The organism is Paenibacillus sp. R-74696 (genome assembly GCF_055814915.1).
The window spans coordinates 67,738-90,848 of sequence record NZ_JBPULM010000018.1; the positions used below are offsets into that span (position 1 = coordinate 67,738).

Below are 23,111 nucleotides of genomic sequence, written 5' to 3' on the forward strand. Positions count from 1 at the left end.
GCATGCAGATCAGATAAATCCGGAAGGGGCAGAGGGGCCTTGAGTCTGTCGGAAGTATTAGTTTCATTGGGTGCTTATTTGCTCCCCATGCTTTTATTTTTCTATATGGGTCTGGATGTCCTGTACCGCAACCCGAAGAAGATTGAGCATCAGCTCGTAAGTCTTATTATTGCTTGTTATTTTATTATGTTTATGGAGGAGTACGTTCGTTTTCTGCTTCCCATTGAATATAGCCCAGCTCTCACAGCGTTGTGGTTTTCTAACATTGGTATCGCCATACCGGGAATTGGCGTGCATTTCATCTCCAAATTTTCCGGCATGGATAAGCGGCTTCCGCGCTTTGTCTACCCGTATATTTTCTACTTCCCGCTGCTGATTATTCCCTTCAATATTTTTAGTAGTCAAAAATACATCTCCTCGCAAGAGTTCGTTCAAGTCGGCATTTGGAAATATCCCGTATACAATTTCCCTTATTTCGCCGCCATGACGGGCAGCATTCTGATTGCCATTGTGTATCTTGTGTTTCTATTGCTTGGACAAGCTCGGGTTAGAGCCACTCAGGACCGCGAACGTGCGCCTATTTATCGGCTTATGATTGCAGGCACCATTATTACGATGCTTTGGGTTGGTTTTTTTGGCTATTTTCAATTCGAAAATACACTGCCTCCTTATTCTTATTTATACGGCGGTCTCGTATGGTGCTTTATGCTGCGGCTCGCTATGCAAAGATTTGAGTTTCTCAACTCCAATAAACAGCGATATGAGCGACTGTTTAATTTGAACCCAGCCGCTATTCTGCTCGTTGAGAGCTCCGGCACCATTAAAGAAGCTAATCCAAGTGCGAAGCAGCTGTTTGATCATTTACAGCTGGAGCATGCTGGACTCGACGCGTTAGCTAGTACCGAGCTGAAAAAACGGCTCCGAAACCAATTGGAAATTAAAGAGCTGGAGACGAAAATTCATAAGGGAGACAGAGAACTCACGGTGCTAATTGATGGGGACTATGTGACAGTGGATAATGAACCGCATGTCATTCTTATTTTCCGCAATATTACGCTCATCAAGGAGCATCAGGAACAGATTGCCTTTCTCGCCTACCATGACGCACTGACCGAATTGCCGAACCGCCGCTTCTTCTACGAAAGGCTGGCGGCAGCCATTGCGGAAGCAGAGCGGAAGCAGCAACAGCTGGCTGTTGTACTGATTGACCTGGATGAATTTAAAGAAACGAATGACCGCTTCGGGCATGATGCAGGCGATGCTCTGCTGCGGCACACCGCTGGAATCATTAAAGAAAGCGTCGGCGGTCAAGGTATGGCAGCAAGGCTGGGCGGCGACGAATTTGTCCTATTCATCAGCCCGCTCCCGGCTGCCGATTGCGTTTACGAGATCATTCCTGAGATTGAGGAACGCTTCGCGAGCCGTTCACTGCGCTACGGCAATGAGCAGCTGTTCGCCAAGCTTAGTATGGGGATCAGCCTATATCCGCGAGACGGACTGGACGGGGATTCCTTGCTAAATAGTGCAGATAAAGCGATGTACAAGCTTAAGCGCGAGCGCAAGCTGCGGAAGCACAATGTGGACCAGCTCCCGCAGTCGCAGTCCATCCTGTAGCAGTTACATCGAAGCTGCAAAAGGCTTCAAACGCTCCAACTGACGAAGATGATGACGGAAATGCATTTCGATGAGCAAAAACCATTCCTTGGCGTTCATTTCACCAAAACCCGGATGTGGAATTGTACGATGCTCCGGCGCCCCCGCAAGCGCTGGCTCCAGTTCCTTCATCCGTCGCAGTACTTCGCCCATTCCTTGTACCAGCTCATCTTTGCTTTTCGGCTGGCTAGGCGTGTACTCAGGGGAGGGCTCCACCTGTATACGCATCGGCGGCAGACTGCCCGCTGTAAAAATGGCATTTTTCCTCGCATTCGTTTCGCTTGTTGAATCGCTTAGGCTAACGGGTGCTTGCGATTCATCGCTCAAGCATTGCTTAGCGAAATTTAACTGCATGTATAGCGCACTGTTGATCAGATGAACATATACCTGACCGATCGACCATTCGTCCTCGGCTGGCTTCTGCTGCAGCTGCTCAAGCGTGAGCAAGTCCAGCTCCCGTTCATATTGCTCCTTCAATGGTTCAAATTGCTTCAAAGATTGTAACGTGTTTATCAATTTACACAGCCCCTTTAGATAAGATAGGGCCATTATAAGAAAAAGCTACTGACAGCTGCATGTCAGTAGCTTTCCAATATTTTAGCGGCCTCCGCCCGAATTTGCTGGCGCAGCGATTCCGGCTCCAGCACAATGACGCCAGAACCCCAGCCGAGTATCCAGTGCAACAGCTCCTCCTGCACACGAACAAGAAAATTCACGTACAGGCCGTCATCTGTCTCCTCCAAGGATTCCATATAAAAGTTATTTTGCTCCTTCACTTTATCCGCGATAGAAGGATTCACCCAAATGCGTACGGGCAGCTTGCGGTCATTTTCGGGCGTATAAGCATGCAGATCAAAATCCTGCGGCAGCTTGAAACGCTCATCGAGCAAGGCAAGCTGCTCCATGCGCGACAAGCGGAAATGGCGCAGTGCTGCCCGCAGCTCGCAATAGGCCAGCAGCAGCCAGTTTCCCTGCGATAGTACGAGTCCATATGGCGCGACTACCCGGGTGCTTTGCCGGCCTCCGTCCTCTTCCGCATACGTTTTTTTATAGTGGAGACGTATTTTGCGCTGCTCCAATATAGCGGTACGCAATAGATTGATATTTTGCTTATCCACTCCCCCCGCTAGCGGGTCATAGGGTGCCAGCAGCTTAATGGAAGCGCGGACACGCTGCGTTTCCTCACGGACATGCTCCGGCAATATAGCCTCGATTTTCCCGCGGGCAGCGCCGGCCTTCGACGTATATCCCTCATCAAACTGCTGCTCGACAAACACAGTGCCGATCAACAAGGTCACTGCTTCCTCTACGGTAAAGCTCACAGGTGGCAGAAAATAGCCCTCCATTAGCGAATAGCCGACACCAGGCTCTCCGACAATCGGGACACCGGATTCGCTGAGTGCCTGCATATCGCGATAAATCGTACGGACGCTCGTCTCGAATACCGCGGCCAAATCCTCGGCGCGCATTCTGTCTTTACGCTGAAGCTCCAACAAAATCGCCAACAATCGCTCTGTTTTATTCATAAAGCCAGCTTGTCCTCATCGCAAATCCTCCTAGTTCCATGTTGGATGACAAGGGCTGCGCCTGCCCTTTAAACATTCCTTATAAGCCCTTGAGCTGCTCCTTATACTCCGTCGGACTGCACCCTGCATACTCCTTGAATACCTTGGAAAAATAGTGCTGGTCGCTGAACGATAGCACATCAGACAGCTCTTTAATCTTCATCTCCGGCTTCGTTTCCAGCAGCCGGCACGCCTCCTTGATTTTCAAATTCAAGTAGTAGTGGACGAATGTTTTCTCCGCATATTTTTTCATAATTCGGCTGATATAGGAGGGACTGACATGAAATCGCTGCGCGAGATCGGCAATGGATACATGCGAATACATGTTCATCTGCACATACTCGTCAATTTGCTGGAACAGCTCTGAGCCGCTTTTGCGATTTTGATTGTGCAGCAGCTCAAAGCATTGCTCGGCCCAGAGCAGCAGCTGCATGGTAAAGTCTGCAAAGCTGCCCAGCTCCAGCAGCGCATTCGCCTGCTCCGTCAGCTTGAGCTTGTTCCATGGGTCCTGCTCGGAGAGAGAGCTGCCGAAGGCCTCGCTCAGCAGCGCCAGAAAACGCTCCAGCTCCGCCAGGCGAACGTTGCTGCTCTGCCATTTTTGCAGCTGCTCGGCCAGCTTTAAGGCGAAGCGCTCCTTCTGGCGCTGGCGAATCATGTCCACGAAGCTGTTCGAGAGCAGCTCGGTTACACCTGAATCGGCGTTCAGAGGCAGCGCAGCGAGACCGTTATCCAGCAGCAGAGGGCCTGTGACGGATAGCTGCTCCTTCATGAGCCGCGAAATTTGCTGATAAAAATCCGCCAAGCCGCTATCCTGCACCGCTTGCAGCTGGCCGCATAGCGAGGCATATAAGCCTTCCCTCAGCAAGCCGCTGCGTGCCGCCTCCATGCATTCATAAGCAGAAGGGTATTTGTCCTTAACCGAAAGATTAACGAGTACAAAAAACTGATAGGGCTGCTGCGTTGGAAAAACCCAACAGCCATGCGGGGCATAAACCTCCGTCAAACTTGCCTGCAGCACGTTCAGCTTCCAGTGTTCCTTATTCGGGGAGAAGGGCTGCTTATGGATGAGAAAGGGCGCTTTCATCTGTTCCCGGAACTCAGGCCCCAGCCTGAGCTCTGCGTGAAAATCGGGATCAACAATATCCTTGAAGCTCCCAGCCTCCCCCGATTGCTGCTCCTTCAGTTGGACGATGATCCGTTCCATAACCTCCTGCAGCTGATGGCGCTCAACAGGCTTGAGCAAGTAGTCAAATACCTGCAAATTCAGCGCTTTGCGCGTATATTCAAAATCATTATAGCCGCTGATCAGCACAACCTTGAGCTGCGGATGAAGCAGCTTCGCCTGCTCGATAAGCTCCAGTCCATCCATTTTAGGCATCCGAATGTCCGTAAGCAAAATGTCGATGCGATGCTGCTGCATATATGCCAGCGCTTCCTCCCCATTCGCCGCTGTTGCGGCAATATGAATCGGCAGCTCGGTCGCTTGCAGCAGCGCTTTAATATTGCGAAGGATCGGCTTGCTGTCTTCTGCAATTAAAGCATGGAACATCGCTTAGCCCTCCTCATTAGTAAAAATCCTTCGTCAGTGATGCGATAATCTGAATGGTTGCGCCTTTGCCGGTATCTGCATTGTTGTAAACATTGAAAAACAAGCGGTTTTTGTACATCAGCTTGAGCCGATTGACCGTATTCACCATGCCCATATTGCCAATGCCCGTGCTGTTCGTTTGCAGCTCAAGCGCCCCCGAATCGGAATCATGAATATTACCGAGTATTTCTTTGATTTTGTCGTCGGAGAACCCTTCGCCATTATCACTTATCTCAATCGCCCACAGCCCGTTATACAGCTTGAAGCGAATCGAAATTCGCCAAGGCGGGTCGATATTTTTAAAAGCATGCTCGATGCAGTTTTCAACGAAGGGCTGGATAACGAGTCTTGGCAGCTGGATCAAGCCTGTTGTATCATCGGACTCCATGTCCCACTCCAGATCATCCTCATATTTCTGCTGGACGAGCGACAAGTAATTTCGCGTATACGCCAGCTCGTCCGACAGCGATACATGCTGATAGGGCGAGGATACGACATAACGTAGGCTGTCCGAAAGCTGCTTGCACATATCCTGCACGACCTGATCCTTGCCCTCCTGAGCAGCAATGCTAATCAAATACAGCACATTATGGATAAAATGAGGCGCGATTTGCGCTTGCAGCGCAGAGTTTCGCGCTTTAATCTCCTCATGCAGCGCCAGCTTCTCGCGCTCAATCGATTGCTGCAGCCGCTCCAGCAGCTCCTGAAATGCCTCATTGAGCAAAATCAGCTCATTATTATGCGAGCGGCTATCTACCTTCACATTCATATTGCTGTAGTTGACGCGCAAAATTTGACTGCGCAGCTTGCGAATCGGCAGCAATAAATTTTTTGCGGAAAAATAAATGTAAAAAAAGGAAAACAGCATCAGCGAAGTAATGAGCAGGATGGAAATGTTGCTGATCGAGCTGACGGGGCCGAGCACCGCTTGTTTTGGCGTGACAATATAGGTTGTCCACTCTGAGCTGCTGGATTTGTAATAAGTAACGTAGTTCTGCTCATGATCCATATACATGCCGCTTGCTCCCGATCGCGGCTCCAGCGTAGACAGCCTTTTATCAACCTCGGCATTTTGGGAGCTTGAGATGAGCTGACCGTCCTGCCCTAAAACAAACACCTCGCTGTCAGCTAGTCCCTCCGCTGGCTTTTGCAAATAAGCTTGGTCCAGCTGGATCGATAAATAACCGAAAATTTCCCCATTTTGATTGATAATCGGGCGAATAAAGGAGACTTTCCCTGCCTGCTCACGATTGAGCAAATAACCGCTTCTGCTCCAGATTGCTAAAGTCTCGCTGTCTTCCAGCAGCGGCTTTAAAGAAGGCGGCGTCCGGTCGTAGCCAATATAAGAGACCAGGGCAGAGCCCTCGAGATTGTAAATAATCATATCCTGAATGTTCAAGCTCGGCCCGATCGCCTGAAACATAATATCCTTCAGCTTGCGGCTGCGGGACAAGCCTTCAAAGGTTTGAGAAGCCGCATCATCGGCAAGCAAAATATAAACATCTTTATTGGACAAAATACGTTGAGATAGCTGATTTTGGCTATCGATATAAATATCGAGCTGATCGCTGACCTTCTCTGCTGACATCAGCTTTTCATTTTCCGTTTTCTCTTTAAGCGGTTGAATGACGACGAGGTTGACATAGACCAGAAAGCTGCCAAGCACGATAAGCAGCAGCACCACGAACGTTAGAAAAAACTTGGTTTGCAGACTCGCTGGAAATGGGTTTTTACCGAACTTGCGATTCATGATAGCCAGCTATATTCCTCCCTCACACGCTTTAATGCTCCTACTGTACCATTTCGGATACAGGCGGACAAGCGGGGAATGGTTCAGAATATTACACATGAAAGGTAAATGGCAAACATGTACCTACCCTGCTTTAAAGTCTATAATCGAACCTGTAACCGCATTCAGAATGATTCACATACAATTCAATACGGGGGGATTTAAACATGAATCACAAGATGAAAAAAGCTGCAACGGGCGTCATCGCAAGCTTACTGGCTTTGTCACTGGCGGCATGCGGATCAAACAGCAATAGCCCAGCCGGTACAGCAACCAACGGAGGAAGCGGCAGCAGCGGCAGTAAAGTAACGCTGGAGCTGGCGATTTCGAAAAGCTCGCAGGACTCCGCTTTTGTAGCGCAAGACCTTCTTGATGCTTTTGAGAAAGAGACCAATATTAAAGTTAATCTTCAACTGCTTCCAGCTGAGCAGACAGCAACCGTGCTGCAAACCAAGCTGGCTGTTGATGAAACTCCAGATATTATTCAGTACAACCTGGCTAGCGCCGTAACCGACCTGAACTTGGAGCGCAACTTTGAAATTTTGGATAGCGAGCCATGGGTTAGCCGTCTATTGAACAAAGACGTACTGTCGGCTAATGATCATGTATACAGCTTCCATGTCAGTCAAGACACAGGCATGCAAGGCGTTGTGTACAACAAGGATATGTTCAAGGAGCTGAACCTGTCGATCCCGACAACCTTCGAAGAGTTCCTTGCGGTATGCGAAGCGATTAAAGCAAGCGGTGTTACACCGGTATTCATGCCTTTCAAGGATAACTGGGCAGCCAACATCTGGCCGGGAGCAGCATTCGCGGATTATGCAGCGAAAAATGATCCAACGTTGTTCGATGATCTGAACAGCAACAAGAAAAAATGGACAGACATCCCGGAGTTCGCAGCGCTGCTGGACCAGCAGTACCAAGTGTTCAAAAAAGGCTACACCAACCCTGATATTCTGAGCGACAGCTACGATATGGCCGTTGGTAAATTTTTGGACAAAGAAGTAGCGATGATGTTCATGGGCGACTGGCTGATTGAGAACGTAGCGGAAAAAGATCCTAGCATCCACCTTGGACTGTTCGCGATTCCTTCTTCCAAAGATGCAAGCCTCGGCGCAAGCCCGCTCGGTGGACAGCTGTTCATTCCTAAAAAAGCGAAGCATATGGCTGAAGCTAAAAAATTCCTTGAGTTCATCGCAACCAAAGAGCAAGCACAAAAAATTGTTGATGCACAGGGTTATGTTTCCAACTTCAACGATGTGACGACACCTAAGCTGCCGGACTACAAGCAAGAAATCGTAGATAACTACATTACACCGAAGAAAACCGTTCTGACTACAGATGCGCATATGCTGGTTGACCGCAGCGAGCTTTACAGAAACCTGCAGGATCAGTTTGCCGGTGCCAAAACACCGGAAGAAGTATTGTCTGCATGGAACGACAAGTTTGCACAGCTTATGAAAGATAAAGGCGTTGCCGGATTTTAATTGAAGGAACACTAGGCAGAATAAAGTCCTTTCGGGCTTTATTCTGCCCCAAGCTGTTATGGAGCGTGATTACAGATGAAGACAAAAAGCTTATATCCTTATTATCTAATATGGCCGGCCCTATTCATTTATTGTATTTTTTTCGTATTACCCGCCCTCATCGGCTTGTTTTACTCCTTTACGGACTGGCGGCTTGACCGCGAAACGCTTAAATTTATCGGCTTGGACAATTTCGAACAAATTTTTTCAGATAAGACGCTCGTTCTAGCCCTTAAAAATACTTTTATTTTTGCGATTGTTACGGTTATCGGAAAAAACGTGCTCGGTATCGCTTTAGCCATTGGTTTGAACATGCGACTGAAATCCAAAAATTTGCTGCGCGCGATTTTTTACTCGCCGTCGATTTTAAGCGTTCTGGTTATCAGTATTGTGTTCACACCAATGCTGCGCACAGATGGCACTATCAATAAATTTTTGGAAGCAATCGGTCTGGGTGTCATTGGCCAATCGTGGCTGACCGATCCTACTATTGTTATATGGACCGTTGCCCTGGTCTCCATCTGGCAGCACACCGGATTCCAAATGGCCATCTATCTGGCTGGACTCCAGTCCATTTCGAAGGAGTATTATGAAGCAGCGACGATTGACGGCGCAGGCGCATGGAGCACATTCAGCAAAATTACGCTCCCGTTATTGCTGCCCGCCATTAATATCAATCTCATGCTGACGCTCATCGGCGGCTTGAAAGTATTTTCCGAAGTCTTCGTCCTGACTGGCGGCGGACCGGGCAACGCTTCACAGGTTGTCGGAACGATTATTCTCCGTTCTTTCGGAGAAGGCAGCTGGGGTATGGGTACGGCAATCAATACGCTGCTGTTCGCGGCGGTTACCGTTATATCCATTCCGCTGCTGATCTTCATGCGTCGTAAGGAGGTTGCTGAATAATGAGTTATACACGAAAACTTGCGCTTCGCAACTATATCGTCGAAATTTTTCTGCTGGTCGCTTCCCTGATCATTATTGTGCCGCTGCTCATTATGATTTTCGGTTCCTTTATGACCAGCTCTGAGGTGCTGCGCTTTAAGCTCGCGCTTCCGGACAAGTGGATGTTCTCCAACTACACGCAGGTTTTTAAAGAAGGCGGCCTCGGCCGTGCCTTCCTGAATGGCCTGCTGATTACCGGCGTATCTTCCATCGTCAACATTATTACCTCTTCAGCCGCCGCTTTCATTCTGGTGCGGAGAGAATCGAAGCTGTCGAGCTTCCTGTATATGTTTTTCTTTATGGGACTTATCGCTCCTATGTCGATCATTACGACGATTCGTGTCGTACAATGGCTGGGCTTCTACGGCAGCATTACAAGCGTTATTTTCATTTACGCCGCTTTGAACGTCGCGTTCAGCGTGTTTCTGTATAGCGGCTTTATCAAATCAATACCGAGGGCGCTCGATGAAGTAGCTTTCCTGGAAGGCGCAAGCATGCTTGCTGTATTCTTCCGCATTATTACACCGCTTATTGTTCCGGTGAATGCGACTGTAGCGATTATGGTGTTTATGTCGGTATGGAATGATATTACGATTCCGCTTTATTTCCTCACAGACAGCTCCGACTGGACAATGCCGCTATCCGTTTACAATTTTTATGGAAAATACAGCCGGGACTGGAACCTGATCTTCGCCGATCTGGTTATGACCTCTATCCCTGTGCTCGTCCTTTACCTGTTCGCACAGAAATACATCGTCAGCGGCCTTACAGCTGGCGCGGTCAAAGGTTGACCGCCACACACCAAGCCCTCGCGCCGGACTGCCATCTCCTGCGCGGGGGCTTTTTTACATCGGCTTTCTGCAGCATGTTAAAAAGAGCCTCTGCCGCTGCGAACGGCAAAGACTCTTAGGGCTCCGACCTGTATGAGATCGGCCAGTGCTGAATTTGCTTTGATTGATGGACTGCCGGTTACAAGTGCAGTCGTGTCAACGGCTGCTTGGCAGGCCCCTCCATAACATCGCCTTCATAGGAGAAGCGCGAGCCATGGCATGGACAGTCCCATGTGCGTTCCCCATCATTCCACTCGACCTCACAGCCCATATGCGTACACGTGGTATCGACCAGGTGAAGCTGGTCCTCCTTGTCTCGGTAACCACCCGCTCTTCGGCCATGGAGCGTGATAGCTCCCCCTTCATCTTTTAGCAGGTCTTCTGGCTTTCTATAAACCATTTCAAGCTTGCCTGCTATTAAATGCTTGGCTACATCGGCATTGTCAGAGACCAGCTTTTGTACCGTGTGCCAGCTAATCGATCGTGAAGGAGAATACAGCTCTATATAGGGGCTCTCCTTCTCTTGCAGCAAATCTCTAAGCAGGAGAGCAGCGGCCGTTCCCGTTGTCATTCCCCATTTGCGATATCCCGTGGCGACATACACATTGGAAACGGAGCTTGTTAACGGTCCAATAAATGGTATTTTGTCTCCTGTGACAAGATCCTGCGCAGACCATCTATAGCTGATCTCCTTGAGCTTGAAATGTTCCGCGGCAAACTGCTGCAAGGCTTCATAATGATTAATGGTGCATATGCCTTGTCCCGTCTTATGGCTCTGGCCTCCAATAAGAACCAATCTGTCCCCATTGCCGGTTTGCACACTGCGAATAGAACGTTTGGGCTCATCAGCGCTCAAATACATGCCGCTCGGATACGCTTCGTCTAATTTAACACCGAGAACGTAGGAGCGATCAGCGTGCATTCTTGCAAAATAAAACCCGCCTCCGTCATGGAACGGGAAATGGGTACAGCTAACCACATAACGGCAGCTTACATGATGGCCATCTCTTGTGACGACCTTTGCCATTGATCCATTTTCTATATCAACGGCTGTTGTATACTCGAAAACCTCTCCACCTGTGTTCACGAACTCCTTTACGAGAGCAGCCAAATAACGCAGGGGGTGAAACTGTGCCTGCTGAGGCATCGTTAGGGCGCCTAGCGCAGGAATGGGCAGTGGAATGCTTTTATGATAAGAGCTGGGAATGCCCAATGTGTTATAGGCCTCAAGCTCTTTCTCCAATTGAGAGAGTCCGCTGTCCGTGTTCGTGTATATACAGGCGTCCTGTTCCTCAAAGCCACAATCGATATGAAGCTGTTCGACCGTTGATTGAATAAAATGCAGCGCATCCGTATTGGCCTGGTAATAGAGCAAGGCTTTTTCTTTTCCTTCACGCTGGATTAATTCATCATAGATCAGGTCGTGCTGGGCGGTGATTTTGGCGGTCGTATGGCCCGTTGTGCCATTCAGAAGCCTGCCGGCCTCAATCAATGCAACTTTAAAACCAGCCTTTGCGAGAACATATGCCGTGGTGATACCCGAGATCCCGCCGCCAATTACAGCAACATCTGTTTCGTGATTGTGCTTTAACGCAGGGAATTCTTGAAGCGTGTCGCAAGAAGCCTGCCAATACGCCTCTGGAAACGTTGGAAATGCTTTTGGATTCGTCAAAGCTTCTGCCTCCTTATAGGTTTGCTGATTTTAATATGTTCGAAAAATGGGAATCTATACATATTCTCAAATACCCCTTACAAGAAGGGTTTGAATTTAATTAGAAGCCGATATGACATGAAATTATGTACTACCACACACCAAGCCATCGCGGCGGACTGGCATCTTCTGCACAGGGGCTTTTTCGGCTTTATTCTGCATACTAAAAAGACCCTCTGCAACTGAGAACAGCAGAGACTCTTTGCACTTAAAAATAATAATGCTTTAATAGTTAATGAATTTAACTTATAATTTGGAAAACAATATAGTAACTCTCCATGCTCTATTGACCCCAAATAGACTGTAACAGGATGTGCGCCTCGATGCTTTTTAATTCACCCGTTTTTATTTTCGGCTTTTTGCCTCTCGTTTTTGGTGGTTATTTTCTTTTCTCATCGATTGCTTCCCCCTCCATCTCAAGGTCATGGTTAGCAGTCTGTTCGATCTTCTTCTACGGCTGGTGGAATCCCAGCTATCTGCCCATTCTTTTTGTATCCATGCTAGTTAACTTTTTCTTAGGAAGGTTTTTAACTACTCATAAAAAAAAGACTGTGCTCGTTATAGGCATTCTATTTAATTTAAGCTTGTTAGGTTATTTCAAATATACCGATTTTCTAATTTCTAATTTCAATTTCGCCTTCTCTACCCATATATCGCTGCTCCATGTTGCATTACCCTTGGCTATCAGCTTCTTCACCTTCCAGCAAATCACCTTTATCGTAGATTGCTTTAAAAGCAAGGTAAAAAATTACAGTATTATGAATTACGCCTTATTCGTCACGTTTTTTCCGCATCTTATTGCTGGTCCCATTGTCCATCATAAAATCATGATGCCCCAGTTTCAAAACGAGCACAATCACAAAATAAATTACGAAAACATTTCCCGAGGTCTGTTTATTTTCTCCATTGGATTGTTCAAAAAGGTCATATTAGCGGATCAATTTGCAATAACGGTAGGCAGCGGTATGGGCTATCTCGATACCATTGGCTTTTTCGATGCATGGGCTCTCATTTTATCCTACACGTTCCAGCTGTACTTTGACTTTAGCGGCTATTCAGATATGGCAATTGGACTAGCTCTGCTTTTCAACATTAAGCTGCCCATCAATTTCAATTCGCCATATAAAGCGACCCAATTTCAAGATTTGATCTCTCGCTGGCATATTACGTTAACTCATTTTCTCTATGAATATGTATACTTTCCAATGAACCGCTTCTTTACTAGAAAAGTAATGCCGAGATGGAAAATTCGACTATCCTCGACCACGCAAGTCAATCTTAGCCTAATGACTTTGTTCTTAATAAGCGGTATTTGGCATGGAGCGGGTTGGAACTTCGTCGTATGGGGGCTGCTTGTAGGACTTGGAGTTGTCGTCTATCGTACATGGAGCAAATTCAAGATTAAACTTCCCACTATTCTCGCTTGGATGCTTACTTTCAGCTATTTAAACCTAACTTTGGTTTTCTTTAAAATGGAGAGCTTTCAGCAGGCTCTGTTGTTCTTCAAAGCTTTATTTGGTTTTCAGGGCTTCACGTTACCGATTGAACTGTCAGGCCTGCTGTCCCCTCTTGCTTCCTATGGGTTACAATTTATTCCAACCCCGATTAATGAGGATTGGAGATATGCAGCCTTGATTGGGTTAGGATTTATAATTGTATTAGGCTTTAAAAATAGCTCAGAGAAGATGGCGGCCTTTAAGCCCAATTTCTTTCATGCTCTCTTCTTCATCCTAATTCTTGTGTATGCTCTATTAAATCTAACCAAAATATCCGAATTCCTATACTTCAAATTTTAAGGTGAATGCTATGAAAAATGATAGACGATGGACATTGTCCGCTTTAACTGCAACCGCCCTGCTGCTGCTTCTAACAGCCTTCATTAATTATTGCATTGATCCGTATGGGCTATACCATTTTTCCGGGGAAAGCTACAATTACCGAAAAAGCATCAATAAGGATCCCTACCAATTTAAAACCTATCACAGCAAGCGATTACAGCCACAGGCCATTGTTCTAGGAACGTCAAGAGCGATGAGGCTCGACCCTGCCTTTATTCAATCACTCACTGGTGAGGTTACCTATAACCTAGGTCTTCCTGCTGCCACTCCTTATTCAAGCTATCAATATCTTAAATATATGCTTAAGGTTAACCCGCAGCTAAACACCGTTTACCTTGGTTTAGATTTTGAAGTCTTTGATGATCAGCTAGCCGATCATGCCAACTATGTTGAGAAGCGCTTGACTAGCCCCTTGTATATTACGGACTACTTCTCTACCTTATTATCTGAGCCAGCGCTTACAGAAAGCTGGAAAATATGGTCGGACAACCATAATCACACTACTGCCTATTCAGAAACCCGTTATTTGCAGGATGGCAGCTTTGATGAGAAATATGTTTATCCTGATAATATTAATGAAGGCACATTAAATATTCTTCCAACTACGCTGGAGCTATCATCAAACAGCCTGGATGTTTTAAAAAGAATAATCCAACTATGCGAGCAAAATCACTTGCAACTCTACCTCTACATCAGCCCGGTTCATGCAATTGTTTTAGAAACCTATTGGCAAAACGGCCTGTGGCCACAATATGAAGAATGGAAACGACAACTGGTCAGTATCGCCCCCATATGGGACTTCTCTGGCTACCACGATATTTCTACAAGTTCGCTGCAAACAGGGGAAAACTACAACGACCTTTCTCATTTTTCAAAAAAAATAGGCAACCTCATGTTGGAACGCATGCTGAACCTTCATGATGAGCAAGTTCCTTCCTATTTCGGATCAAAACTTACTCCAGATAATGTAGAAGAACATTTAAAGGAACTGAAGGAAAACAGAGAACGCTGGTCAGAGAAAGATAAAAACATGGCCGAACTAGTGGTCAGCTATTAATAAGCCTAGACATACCTCTCTCGAGAAATGCGGTACAGTTATTCTAATTCCTTGCGGGTAACCAACCGTATAAAAACAAAAAGGAACCCAGGTTTCCCTGGATTCCTTCTCTTCTTGCCTTATGCATGTCGCTGCCTTGATATGGCTTAAGTTCGCTTTTAGTTCGTCTTTCCTTCGTTTTCCGCTTCCCACTTGGCAATTTCTTCGCGCACACGCGGTGCAACCTCCGTACCAAGCAGCTTGATCGCGTTCATCACGTCCTCATGCGGCATTGTGCCCAGCGGCGTATGCAGCAAAAACCTTGTAATGCCGACATGCTTGCGCAGGTTAATGATTTTGCGGGCAACCGTTTCGGGATCGCCTACGTAAAGTGCGCCTTCAATGCTGCGAGCAGCGTCAAAACTGGAACGGTCATAATGCCCCCAGCCCCGCTCTTTGCCGAGCACATTCATAACCGCTTGCGTCGAAGGGAAAAACGTGTCCGCTGCAAGCTGCGTCGTCTCCGCAATAAAGCCGTGAGAGTGCGATGCGATAGGCAGCTTCGAGGCATCATGCCCCGCATGAGTGGCGGCTCTCTTATACAGCTGCACCAGCGGCGCAAAATTCATCGGACTGCCTCCGATAATAGCGAGAACCAGCGGCAGGCCGAGCAGGCCAGCACGGACAACCGATTCCTGGTTGCCGCCGCTGCCAATCCACACCGGCAACGGGTTCTGAACAGGGCGCGGGTAAACGCCCAGATTGTTAATGGCTGGGCGGTGACCACCTGCCCAGGTTACTTTCTCGGATTCGCGAATTTTCAGCAGCAGCGCCAGCTTTTCATCAAACAGCTCATTGTAGTGGTCCAGATCGTAGCCGAACAAAGGGAACGATTCAATGAAGGAGCCACGTCCTGCCATAATTTCCGCACGACCATTTGAAATGCCGTCCAGCGTAGCAAAATCCTGAAATACGCGCACAGGATCAGCAGAAGACAGCACCGTAACCGCGCTCGTCAAACGAATCTGCTTCGTTTGTGCAGCAGCTGCCGCCAAAATAACGACTGGAGAGGAAGCCGCATAATCCTCGCGATGATGCTCCCCTACTCCATAAACATCAAGCCCAACCTGATCGGCAAGCACGATTTCTTCAACGACTTCACGTATACGCTGGGCATGGCTCATCACCTCTCCTGTTTCTACATCTGGCGAGGTTTCAACAAACGTACTAATCCCTATTTCCATCGTAAGATCCCTCCTGCTTCCACTCTATATTTTTTTAACAAACTCCGATTTCAGCTTCATTGCGCCAAAACCGTCAATTTTGCAATCAATATCATGATCGCCGTCGACGAGACGGATGTTTTTGACCTTGGTGCCAATTTTGACAACGAGCGAGCTGCCTTTTACCTTCAAATCTTTAATGACCGTGACTGAATCACCATCGCTCAGCACATTGCCGTTCGAGTCCTTTACAACCTTCTCATCTTCACTGGCATTATCCTGTGCATTCTCATTCCATTCATGCGCGCATTCCGGGCAAACGAGCATCAGCCCATCCTCATATGTATATTCTGACTGACACTGTGGACAATTTGGCAAGCTAGACATGTATTCATGCCCTCCATTCCTGTTACTATAATCGTTACGACTTTACCTTGAAGTTTTATTATAAACGGGAAAATAGCAAGCGTAAACGGCTGAAGCCATCCTCCGGCGGTAAAGCTGCCGTTTCGCGGTGAAATATAAGTCCTATTTATAAGCTACAACTTATAAATTCTTATATTTCAAAAAACCATGCTGCACCTCTGCATAGAAAAATCAATGCCTGATTTTCGGCTGCAACGGCTGCCTTGAAGCTATATAATAAAATCCATCAGAAAAGGGAGGGGCGAGCGCCATGATACCTGTTGAACGTTATCCCGAATGCTATCAGGCCTTAGTGGAGAAAAATACTGAATATGAGGGCGTTTTTTATGTTGGCGTCAAAACGACCGGGGTATTTTGCCGGCCAACCTGCCCGGCTCGCAAGCCCAAGTTTGAAAACTGCGAGTTTTATGAAACGGCGCAGCAGGCGCTGCTTGCGTCTTTCCGTCCTTGCCAGCGCTGCCAGCCGCTTTCCCATCCGAATCAGGTGTCAGAGGTTGTTCGCCTGCTCGTTGAAGCGGTAGAACAAAACCCGGAAAAACGCTGGAAGGGTCAAGATTTCAAAAACTTATCCGTCGATGAATCAACAGCGCGCCGCCAATTTAAGCAGCGCTTCGGCATGACCTTCGTCGAATATGCCCGCGCCCGCCGGATGGGAATCGCCTTGAAGAACATTAGATCTGGCCAATCGGTTATGGATACGCAGCTTAACGCCGGCTATGAATCCAGCAGCGGCTTTCGCGATGCTTTTTCCCGCATTATGGGGGCTGCTCCTACCTTGTTGGAGGATGGCAAGGTGCTGAAAGCGGCTTGGATCGATACACGGCTCGGCCCGATGATGGCCATTGGCGACGAGCAGCACTTGTATTTATTGGAGTTTGTCGATCGGAGAGGCCTTGAGCGCGAGGTCGAGCGGCTTCGCAAAAGAACCAAATCCGCGATCATTCCCGGCACAACCGCATCCATTCAGTCTATTGAACGGGAGCTGGCGCTTTATTTTGACGGGAAATTGACGGAATTTAAGACGCCGCTATTTTTATTAGGCTCGCCGTTTCAGCAAAGCGTGTGGGCACAGCTGATGCAGATACCGCCGGGTGAAACCCGCTCCTACGCTGACATTTCGGTCGCACTTGGAAAGCCGACAGCCTTTCGTGCGGTCGCTCAGGCCAATGGAGCCAATCAGCTGGCCATCCTCATCCCCTGCCATCGCGTTATTAACTCGAATGGTGAATTGGGCGGCTACGGAGGCGGACTATCTCGAAAAAATTGGCTGCTCCAGCATGAGAAACAAGCATCATGCTGAAGCAGCCGCTTCAATTGAGCTATTCGGCTAGAGCCTTCTCGGCAGCAGCCAGAGCATTCACCACTTTATCGCACCAGAGATCGAATTCCTCGTCTTCCTTCTGATGCTCAGCATTGGTCAGAATATGGGCAACTGTCTGCTTGATGCCCTGATCAAGCCGCGTCGTAGCTACAAATTCAGGAACGAGTCTTTTCAGCTTCGCATTGTCAAAGACGACGGAGTTCGCCTTGTCGCCCAGCAAGCCGCCTCGGAAATCATACTTGCTGCTCGCAGCCAGAAAATCAGAAGACACATGCACCGCATTCAGCTTCACGCCGAGCGCATCCGCGATGATTTCATAAATTTGATTCCAGGTAACCGACTCATCCGACGTAATATGAATGGCTTCGCCAATGGCATGAATATTGCCCATCAGGCCGATGAAGCCTTTGGCAAAATCGCTGTTATGCGTCATCGTCCATAGGGAAGTGCCGTCGCCGTGGATGATGACCGGTTTATTTTCAAGCATACGCCTTGCGACCTGCCAGCTTCCGTTATTGCCATGCACGCCCAGCGGTATCGAGCGCTCGTCATACGTATGGCTTGGCCTTACAATCGTGATTGGGAAGCCATGCTCTCGGTACTGTTTGGTCAAATACTCTTCACATGCTATTTTGTTGCGGGAATATTCCCAATAGGGATTGGATAATGGCGTTCCTTCGGTGATGCGATAATCCGACAACGGTGTCTGGTAGGCTGAAGCTGAGCTGATAAACATAAACTGCTTGGTTTTTCCATTGAATAGTCGGTAATCGCGCTCCAGCTGCTCTGGCTTGAAGGCGATGAAATCCGCTACTACATTAAATGACAGATCGGCAATAAGCGCCGCCACCTGCTCCTCATTATTAATATCGGCTTTAATGCTATGTACACCTGCCGGCAAATCAGCGTTTCTAGTTCCCCGGTTCAAAAGATAAAGCTCGCATCCACTCTCTACTAACTGCTTCGTAATGGCAGAACTAATCGTGCCCGTTCCTCCAATAAATAGCGCTTTCATAAAACACCTCCGTTAGTATGGTATTGCTGTAAAAGCTGCTTCTTTTCTTCTTTATGATAGCATGGAGCACGTATGAATACTACGACTGAGCGCTCATTATTCGTCTGAGTAATCCTCACATTGAGCAAAAATACGCTCTAATTTTTCCTCAGCGATTAGATGATGGATGACTTCCTCAATACGTAAGCGGCTGCACTCGTCGACTAGCAGCATATCGCTGCCCCAGAGATATTTTCCAGATAGGTACTCGCCAGTTTCGCGGTTTTTCGCAGCAAGCGTCTGTATATTGGTGTAAGTGTAAAAAGAAGCGACCCATCTTGTCCCATTTTCAAATGTGACGATAGCATCGGTGTTGTCATTCTGGATATCCCAGTCGTTTTCCCATTGCTCCGCTTCAATCCAAAGCGTGTATGGCTTATCTTTCATTTGGGTTCCTCCCTTAACATCAGAGACGTATTTGATATTTTTAAATGCTAAGTATCCCGAAAATAACCCATTACGGTACAGACAATTCCCGATAACAGAGAAGGGACAACTAAAAAAATAACAAATCCCGTTTTCATCGAATAGCTGACTATTGCTTCTAATGAAAATACGATACCTGGGCTATATATGTAGTAGTACAAATACGGGCTAATAAAGCTTATGACTAGACAAAGCGGAACGATCGCCCAATATAGTCTAAGGCTCAGCTTTGTTTGGACTAGAACAAACAATTTAAAAATTAGTAATGGATATAAAATAGAGACTATTAATGCTAACACTAAACGCATAGCGTCCCTCCCCTATAGGTAAAATGTTTTGTATTTAGCTTCTTTCCAGCCAGCACCTACATAAACTTTCAATAATCATACCCGTTTTACCTTTAATAGACCGTAACGAAGAAAAAAAGCTGGAAAAGGCACCGACATTACTGTCGATACCTTGTCGGTGCCTTCTTGAGAGCTGTGCTTTTCCTAAGGAATCTTAACCAGCATTTTCCCCATATTCTTGCCTTCAAACAGCTGCAGAAACGCTTGAGGCACTTTGTCGAAGCCTTCGACAATCGTCTCCTCGTATTTCAGCTTGCCTTCGCCAAGCCACTGTCCTAGCGCCTGAATACCCTCCGCCGTGCGGTCGGCGTAGTCGCCGAGCACAAAGCCTTTAATAAGCGAGCGCGTCTTGATCAGCTGCGTCTGTATCCGGGGGCCAATGTCGCCCGATTTGCTATTGTAAGAGGAAATTGCACCACATAGCGGAATACGCGCATGCGTGTTCAGCAGAAGCATCACCTGATCGGAGATGTCGCCGCCTACGTTATCAAAATAAACGTCGACTCCATTCGGACATGCCGCCTCCAGCGCTTTGCCTAGATCGCCGACCGTTTTGTAGTTAATCGTTTCGTCAAAGCCAAGCTCCTGCTTCAAATAGCTGGTCTTCTCATCCGTACCCGCGATGCCGACGACACGAGCGCCCTTGAGCTTTGCAATTTGCCCAACAATCATGCCGACTGCGCCTGCAGCGCCAGATACGACGACGGTTTCTCCCGCCTTAGGCTGTCCAATATCCAGCAGACCGAAATAGGCAGTCAGCCCTGTAAGCCCCAAAACGCTTAAATAGGCCGATAATGGCGCCACTTGATCATCCACCTTGCGAACGCTGGCGGCATCCACGACATTGTACAGCTTCCAGCCCAGCATGCCGAGCACCTTGTCCCCAACTGCAAACTGCTCGGAGTTCGATTCGACAATCTCGCCCACAACACCGCCTACAATCGGCTCACCCAAGGCAAATGGAGGGATGTACGACTTGCTGTCATTCATTCGTCCCCGCATATATGGATCAACAGATAAATACAGGCTGCGTACGATAACCTGCCCTTCTGCCGGTTGTTCCACCGCTGCGTCCTTCATCGCAAAATGCTGTTCTGTCGGCATGCCCTCAGGCCGTGCTGCCAAAACGATCATCTGGTTATTTAAAGTTTGGTTCATGATTCAAAAACCTTCTTCCTCGTTTTAAAATAATATATCCATTTTAACGGGCGGCATTCGGGTCGCCCGAGCTACCATAAAGATTTTGCATAACACAGCCGTAGTTGTATTTAAGAAAATAACATACTGGAGGCGAAGTTTCAATGTTCGATTTACATCGAACTGTTTTCACTGAGCCATTTTCACAATTAGCGTATCTATGATCCAATCGGTGAAAACGACAAAACAACCGGAGCCTCATATGGCGCCGGTTGCTTGACTTGCTTTTGTACCGCAGCCTTACGGGCTGACTACCGCACTTGTCGTTCTAACTCCCGCAACGCGACCCGCACAGCTCACAGGCGACTTTGCTTTAAACGTGACAATGACACTGTTCTTCTCTCGTGTAAGCTCCTCTGCTATTTCATAGGTTACATAAAAAACATGCCCGATTTTGTTGCAATGGATCGTCTGCTCTCCGACGATCTCATCATCGACCAGCACCTCAAACTCGCGATTATACGACTTGCCTTCATGCTCGAATCGGAAATAATCGCCACCCCAATAAGCTACGCAAAGATGATTTTTGTTCGCGCCATCAACCGCGAGGCGGTAGCTGAAGTATGCATCGCTCACGCCAAACGCTTCTCTCCACATGTGCAGTTTGTTCTGATTATCCGTGAATGATCCATTATAGGCACTCGTCAAGCAGTTGCCTTGAAGCTGATGCCCGATCTCATCCTGCTGACCGTCCGGCTCTACACTATCGATGGTCACCTCATTCAGCTTCTTCTCGAACGCATCGCCCTCGTCATTCAAATTCCAATACAGCGTATAAAACTCATGATGCAAGGCGTAGAAAGGAATAAGCGTAGCCCCTTTTCCATCGGAGGTCACTTCTTTCGCTATATCAAACGTTAGCGTAGCAGCGTCCCGCAGGGTGATGAAATCGGATAAATTTTCACTTTCCGTCCATAGCACAGGCACATCCGCCGTCTTCGTGCTTAACGCTGTCTCATCCACGATTGTATCCTCTGGAAGACCTTCATTGCCAAACTTGCCCGCAAGCACGATTGGCCCATAAAGAAAGGCGATCTTGCTTGCGCTATCCTTCGCGGTGTACTTTCTCAGTGCCATCGGCAGCGTGAGAATGATTTGGTCCCCCTTGCTCCATGTGCCACTGATGGTCAAGTAGCCGGCTTGATTTTCAACATATTTGTGCTCGCCGTTGACGACCGCTACCATCTCACCCGAAAGCCAGGATGGCACGCGCAGCTTAAGATTAGCCTCTGCCGTTCCCTCAGCAATAACAAGCTTCACCGTGTCCGAATACGGAAAGCTTGTTTCCTGCCTGATGACTAGCTTTTTGGCTTTCCATTCCAGCTCGGAGGCGATATATAAGTTCACATACAGATCATCCTGATTTTCAAAATAAATCGCCTCGGCATATTTCCCCGGGTTTTCCATGCCCGTTCCCGTACAGCACCACCAAGCGGAATCGTGGGTGCCGTAAATTTTGAAATGGCCCGGCAGCGTCGAGGCAAAATAGGTTTTATTGCCGTTATCCGGGTCCTGCGCGCCGAGGATGTGATTGTACAAGGCATTTTCATAATAATCCATATACGCGCTGTCTTGCTCCCAGCCAAATAAATATTGGGTCAGCTCCAGCATATTATGCGTACAGCAGGACTCCGCCGATTTAATGCCCAAGCTTTCCATATCCATCGCTTCATAATGCTCCGAGAGACTGCTCCCGCCAAAAACATAGGAGCGCCTGCCAGCCACCGTATGCCAGAAAAACTCGGCTGCTGTGCGATAGCTGGTATACTTCTTGTTCTGTTCATAAATTCCAGCCACACCGATGACCTTCGGAATTTGCGTATTGGCATGCCTGCCCTGCAGCTCGTCCCGCTCCTGCTCCAGCGGCGAAATAATGGCTTTATGCGTAAATTGAATCGCTGCTTCCAGATAAACGGTTTGTCCTGTGAGACCATACAGCTGTGCAAACACTTCATTCATGCCGCCATGCTCGCATTCCAGCATATGCTGGATTTGTTCCTCCGATAATTGCGACAGTCCCTCGACTGCCCAATCGGCAAAGGCTTTGACAACGCGCAAAGCCTCCTCATTTCCCGTCAGTGTGCAAGCATCGATTAAGCCCTGATAAATTTTATGCACGCTATACCATGGAACCCAATACCCATTCATGCTAAAACCGCCAATGTCCGTTCCTTTAAAGGCTTCGATAAAAGGCGTTTCGACCAAGCCTCCAACATATCCGCTTCCTGTTGTTGCTTGAATGCCCGCAAGCTCCGATACGGCATAATCCAGCTTCGCTTTTAGCGTCTTGTTGCCCGTCGCCTGATAGGTGACGGCAAGTGCCGACATATAATGCCCGAGCGAATGCCCGCTGATCGTTCTGGCTTCCCAGCCTTCGTACCGCGGCTGCTTGGGCGTCAAACCATGGGCCTCATAACATGGGGCGAGGAAACGGTCGATATCAAGCGCGTGCAGATAACGCTCGCCAACCTCTTGTGACGTTTTAAAAAGTCCGTCAAGCAGCAATACGTCGCTTTGGCTGACGAAGCCTTGATTTATTTTTGCCATATTTACGAGTCCTCCCTAGACCTAAAATCAGCTATTTGCTATTCTTTACGAATCATTCATGGTAGTATCTTATCAAATAAAAATCGAAA

Annotated in this window: 18 protein-coding genes; 7 read left to right on the forward strand and 11 right to left on the reverse strand. The window is 47.8% G+C overall.

All coding sequences use genetic code 11. The features are described 5' to 3' along the window. Window positions 1-39: 39 nt before the first annotated feature. On the forward strand, window positions 40-1,614 hold the full coding sequence (locus ACSR9A_RS04705) for a diguanylate cyclase domain-containing protein (RefSeq protein ID WP_473755941.1): 1,575 nt from the start codon (window positions 40-42) through the stop codon (window positions 1,612-1,614). A gap of 3 nt (window positions 1,615-1,617) precedes the next feature. Here ACSR9A_RS04705 and ACSR9A_RS04710 read toward each other — a convergent pair whose 3' ends face one another. From ACSR9A_RS04710 to ACSR9A_RS04725, 4 genes are all read right to left on the reverse strand, one after another. Next, window positions 1,618-2,169, reverse strand: coding sequence for a DinB family protein (locus tag ACSR9A_RS04710; RefSeq protein WP_473755942.1), 552 nt, complete (start codon window positions 2,167-2,169; stop codon window positions 1,618-1,620). Between the two features lie 62 nt (window positions 2,170-2,231). Further along, window positions 2,232-3,179, reverse strand: coding sequence for a helix-turn-helix transcriptional regulator (locus tag ACSR9A_RS04715; RefSeq protein WP_473755943.1), 948 nt, complete (start codon window positions 3,177-3,179; stop codon window positions 2,232-2,234). A 79-nt stretch (window positions 3,180-3,258) separates the two neighbouring features. Continuing rightward, the gene (locus ACSR9A_RS04720; RefSeq protein WP_473755944.1) at window positions 3,259-4,767 is read right to left on the reverse strand and encodes a response regulator transcription factor; all 1,509 of its coding nucleotides are present in this window, start codon (window positions 4,765-4,767) and stop codon (window positions 3,259-3,261) included. A 16-nt stretch (window positions 4,768-4,783) separates the two neighbouring features. Next, a complete protein-coding gene (locus ACSR9A_RS04725) occupies window positions 4,784-6,556 on the reverse strand; it encodes a sensor histidine kinase (RefSeq protein ID WP_473755946.1) in 1,773 nt (590 codons plus the stop codon). Window positions 6,557-6,762: 206 nt separating this feature from the next. Between ACSR9A_RS04725 and ACSR9A_RS04730 the strand changes: the two genes are divergently transcribed. The 3 genes from ACSR9A_RS04730 (at window position 6,763) to ACSR9A_RS04740 (ending at window position 9,857) form a co-directional block, all read left to right on the forward strand. Then, on the forward strand, window positions 6,763-8,082 hold the full coding sequence (locus tag ACSR9A_RS04730; protein WP_473755947.1) for an ABC transporter substrate-binding protein: 1,320 nt from the start codon (window positions 6,763-6,765) through the stop codon (window positions 8,080-8,082). Window positions 8,083-8,157: 75 nt separating this feature from the next. Continuing rightward, window positions 8,158-9,027, forward strand: coding sequence for a carbohydrate ABC transporter permease (locus ACSR9A_RS04735; RefSeq protein ID WP_473755948.1), 870 nt, complete (start codon window positions 8,158-8,160; stop codon window positions 9,025-9,027). Beyond that, entirely contained in the window at window positions 9,027-9,857 is an 831-nt protein-coding gene (locus ACSR9A_RS04740; protein WP_341280136.1) for a carbohydrate ABC transporter permease, read from the forward strand. The genes ACSR9A_RS04735 and ACSR9A_RS04740 overlap by 1 nt, the downstream gene beginning before the upstream one ends. Window positions 9,858-10,035: 178 nt before the next feature. Here the strand turns inward: ACSR9A_RS04740 and ACSR9A_RS04745 are convergent, their stop codons facing one another. Further along, the gene (locus tag ACSR9A_RS04745) at window positions 10,036-11,568 is read right to left on the reverse strand and encodes an FAD-dependent oxidoreductase (protein ID WP_473755950.1); all 1,533 of its coding nucleotides are present in this window, start codon (window positions 11,566-11,568) and stop codon (window positions 10,036-10,038) included. 362 nt (window positions 11,569-11,930) lie between these two features. Between ACSR9A_RS04745 and ACSR9A_RS04750 the strand changes: the two genes are divergently transcribed. After that, window positions 11,931-13,403, forward strand: coding sequence for an MBOAT family O-acyltransferase (locus ACSR9A_RS04750; RefSeq protein WP_473755952.1), 1,473 nt, complete (start codon window positions 11,931-11,933; stop codon window positions 13,401-13,403). Window positions 13,404-13,413: 10 nt separating this feature from the next. Beyond that, window positions 13,414-14,502 carry a hypothetical protein gene (locus ACSR9A_RS04755; RefSeq protein WP_473755953.1) on the forward strand — a complete coding sequence of 363 codons (1,089 nt, stop codon included), beginning with the start codon at window positions 13,414-13,416 and terminating at the stop codon, window positions 14,500-14,502. A 158-nt stretch (window positions 14,503-14,660) separates the two neighbouring features. On the opposite strand, the gene ACSR9A_RS04760 is transcribed toward ACSR9A_RS04755, so the two are convergent. Beyond that, window positions 14,661-15,725, reverse strand: a complete 1,065-nt coding sequence (locus tag ACSR9A_RS04760) for an LLM class flavin-dependent oxidoreductase (RefSeq protein ID WP_473755954.1) — start codon at window positions 15,723-15,725, stop codon at window positions 14,661-14,663. 24 nt (window positions 15,726-15,749) lie between these two features. Next, complete coding sequence (locus tag ACSR9A_RS04765) at window positions 15,750-16,091, reverse strand: zinc ribbon domain-containing protein YjdM (RefSeq protein ID WP_341280139.1); 342 nt, start codon at window positions 16,089-16,091, stop codon at window positions 15,750-15,752. Window positions 16,092-16,380: 289 nt separating this feature from the next. Here ACSR9A_RS04765 and ACSR9A_RS04770 point away from each other — a divergent pair, with 289 nt between their 5' ends. After that, window positions 16,381-17,430: a bifunctional transcriptional activator/DNA repair enzyme AdaA gene (locus tag ACSR9A_RS04770; RefSeq protein ID WP_473755955.1), complete on the forward strand. Its 1,050-nt coding sequence runs from the start codon at window positions 16,381-16,383 to the stop codon at window positions 17,428-17,430. Between the two features lie 19 nt (window positions 17,431-17,449). On the opposite strand, the gene ACSR9A_RS04775 is transcribed toward ACSR9A_RS04770, so the two are convergent. The 4 genes from ACSR9A_RS04775 to ACSR9A_RS04790 all read right to left on the reverse strand — a co-directional run bounded on the left by ACSR9A_RS04775 (window position 17,450) and on the right by ACSR9A_RS04790 (window position 23,022). After that, window positions 17,450-18,466 carry an SDR family oxidoreductase gene (locus ACSR9A_RS04775; protein ID WP_473755957.1) on the reverse strand — a complete coding sequence of 339 codons (1,017 nt, stop codon included), beginning with the start codon at window positions 18,464-18,466 and terminating at the stop codon, window positions 17,450-17,452. A 96-nt stretch (window positions 18,467-18,562) separates the two neighbouring features. Beyond that, window positions 18,563-18,892 carry a hypothetical protein gene (locus tag ACSR9A_RS04780; protein ID WP_473755959.1) on the reverse strand — a complete coding sequence of 110 codons (330 nt, stop codon included), beginning with the start codon at window positions 18,890-18,892 and terminating at the stop codon, window positions 18,563-18,565. A 530-nt stretch (window positions 18,893-19,422) separates the two neighbouring features. Then, window positions 19,423-20,436, reverse strand: coding sequence for an NADP-dependent oxidoreductase (locus tag ACSR9A_RS04785; protein WP_473755960.1), 1,014 nt, complete (start codon window positions 20,434-20,436; stop codon window positions 19,423-19,425). 279 nt (window positions 20,437-20,715) lie between these two features. Beyond that, window positions 20,716-23,022, reverse strand: a complete 2,307-nt coding sequence (locus ACSR9A_RS04790; protein WP_473755961.1) for a beta-L-arabinofuranosidase domain-containing protein — start codon at window positions 23,020-23,022, stop codon at window positions 20,716-20,718. Between the last annotated feature and the right edge of the window lie 89 nt (window positions 23,023-23,111).

What these genes read in the sequence shown, in the direction of transcription:
- ACSR9A_RS04715 (WP_473755943.1), bottom strand. Translation starts at nt 3,179, where the DNA reads ATGAATAAAACAGAGCGATTGTTGGCGATTTTGTTGGAGCTTCAGCGT.
- ACSR9A_RS04720 (WP_473755944.1), bottom strand. Translation starts at nt 4,767, where the DNA reads ATGTTCCATGCTTTAATTGCAGAAGACAGCAAGCCGATCCTTCGCAAT.
- ACSR9A_RS04725 (WP_473755946.1), bottom strand. Translation starts at nt 6,556, where the DNA reads ATGAATCGCAAGTTCGGTAAAAACCCATTTCCAGCGAGTCTGCAAACC.
- ACSR9A_RS04730 (WP_473755947.1), top strand. Translation starts at nt 6,763, where the DNA reads ATGAATCACAAGATGAAAAAAGCTGCAACGGGCGTCATCGCAAGCTTA.
- ACSR9A_RS04735 (WP_473755948.1), top strand. Translation starts at nt 8,158, where the DNA reads ATGAAGACAAAAAGCTTATATCCTTATTATCTAATATGGCCGGCCCTA.
- ACSR9A_RS04740 (WP_341280136.1), top strand. Translation starts at nt 9,027, where the DNA reads ATGAGTTATACACGAAAACTTGCGCTTCGCAACTATATCGTCGAAATT.
- ACSR9A_RS04750 (WP_473755952.1), top strand. Translation starts at nt 11,931, where the DNA reads ATGCTTTTTAATTCACCCGTTTTTATTTTCGGCTTTTTGCCTCTCGTT.
- ACSR9A_RS04755 (WP_473755953.1), top strand. Translation starts at nt 13,414, where the DNA reads ATGAAAAATGATAGACGATGGACATTGTCCGCTTTAACTGCAACCGCC.
- ACSR9A_RS04760 (WP_473755954.1), bottom strand. Translation starts at nt 15,725, where the DNA reads ATGGAAATAGGGATTAGTACGTTTGTTGAAACCTCGCCAGATGTAGAA.
- ACSR9A_RS04765 (WP_341280139.1), bottom strand. Translation starts at nt 16,091, where the DNA reads ATGTCTAGCTTGCCAAATTGTCCACAGTGTCAGTCAGAATATACATAT.
- ACSR9A_RS04770 (WP_473755955.1), top strand. Translation starts at nt 16,381, where the DNA reads ATGATACCTGTTGAACGTTATCCCGAATGCTATCAGGCCTTAGTGGAG.
- ACSR9A_RS04775 (WP_473755957.1), bottom strand. Translation starts at nt 18,466, where the DNA reads ATGAAAGCGCTATTTATTGGAGGAACGGGCACGATTAGTTCTGCCATT.
- ACSR9A_RS04780 (WP_473755959.1), bottom strand. Translation starts at nt 18,892, where the DNA reads ATGAAAGATAAGCCATACACGCTTTGGATTGAAGCGGAGCAATGGGAA.
- ACSR9A_RS04785 (WP_473755960.1), bottom strand. Translation starts at nt 20,436, where the DNA reads ATGAACCAAACTTTAAATAACCAGATGATCGTTTTGGCAGCACGGCCT.
- ACSR9A_RS04790 (WP_473755961.1), bottom strand. Translation starts at nt 23,022, where the DNA reads ATGGCAAAAATAAATCAAGGCTTCGTCAGCCAAAGCGACGTATTGCTG.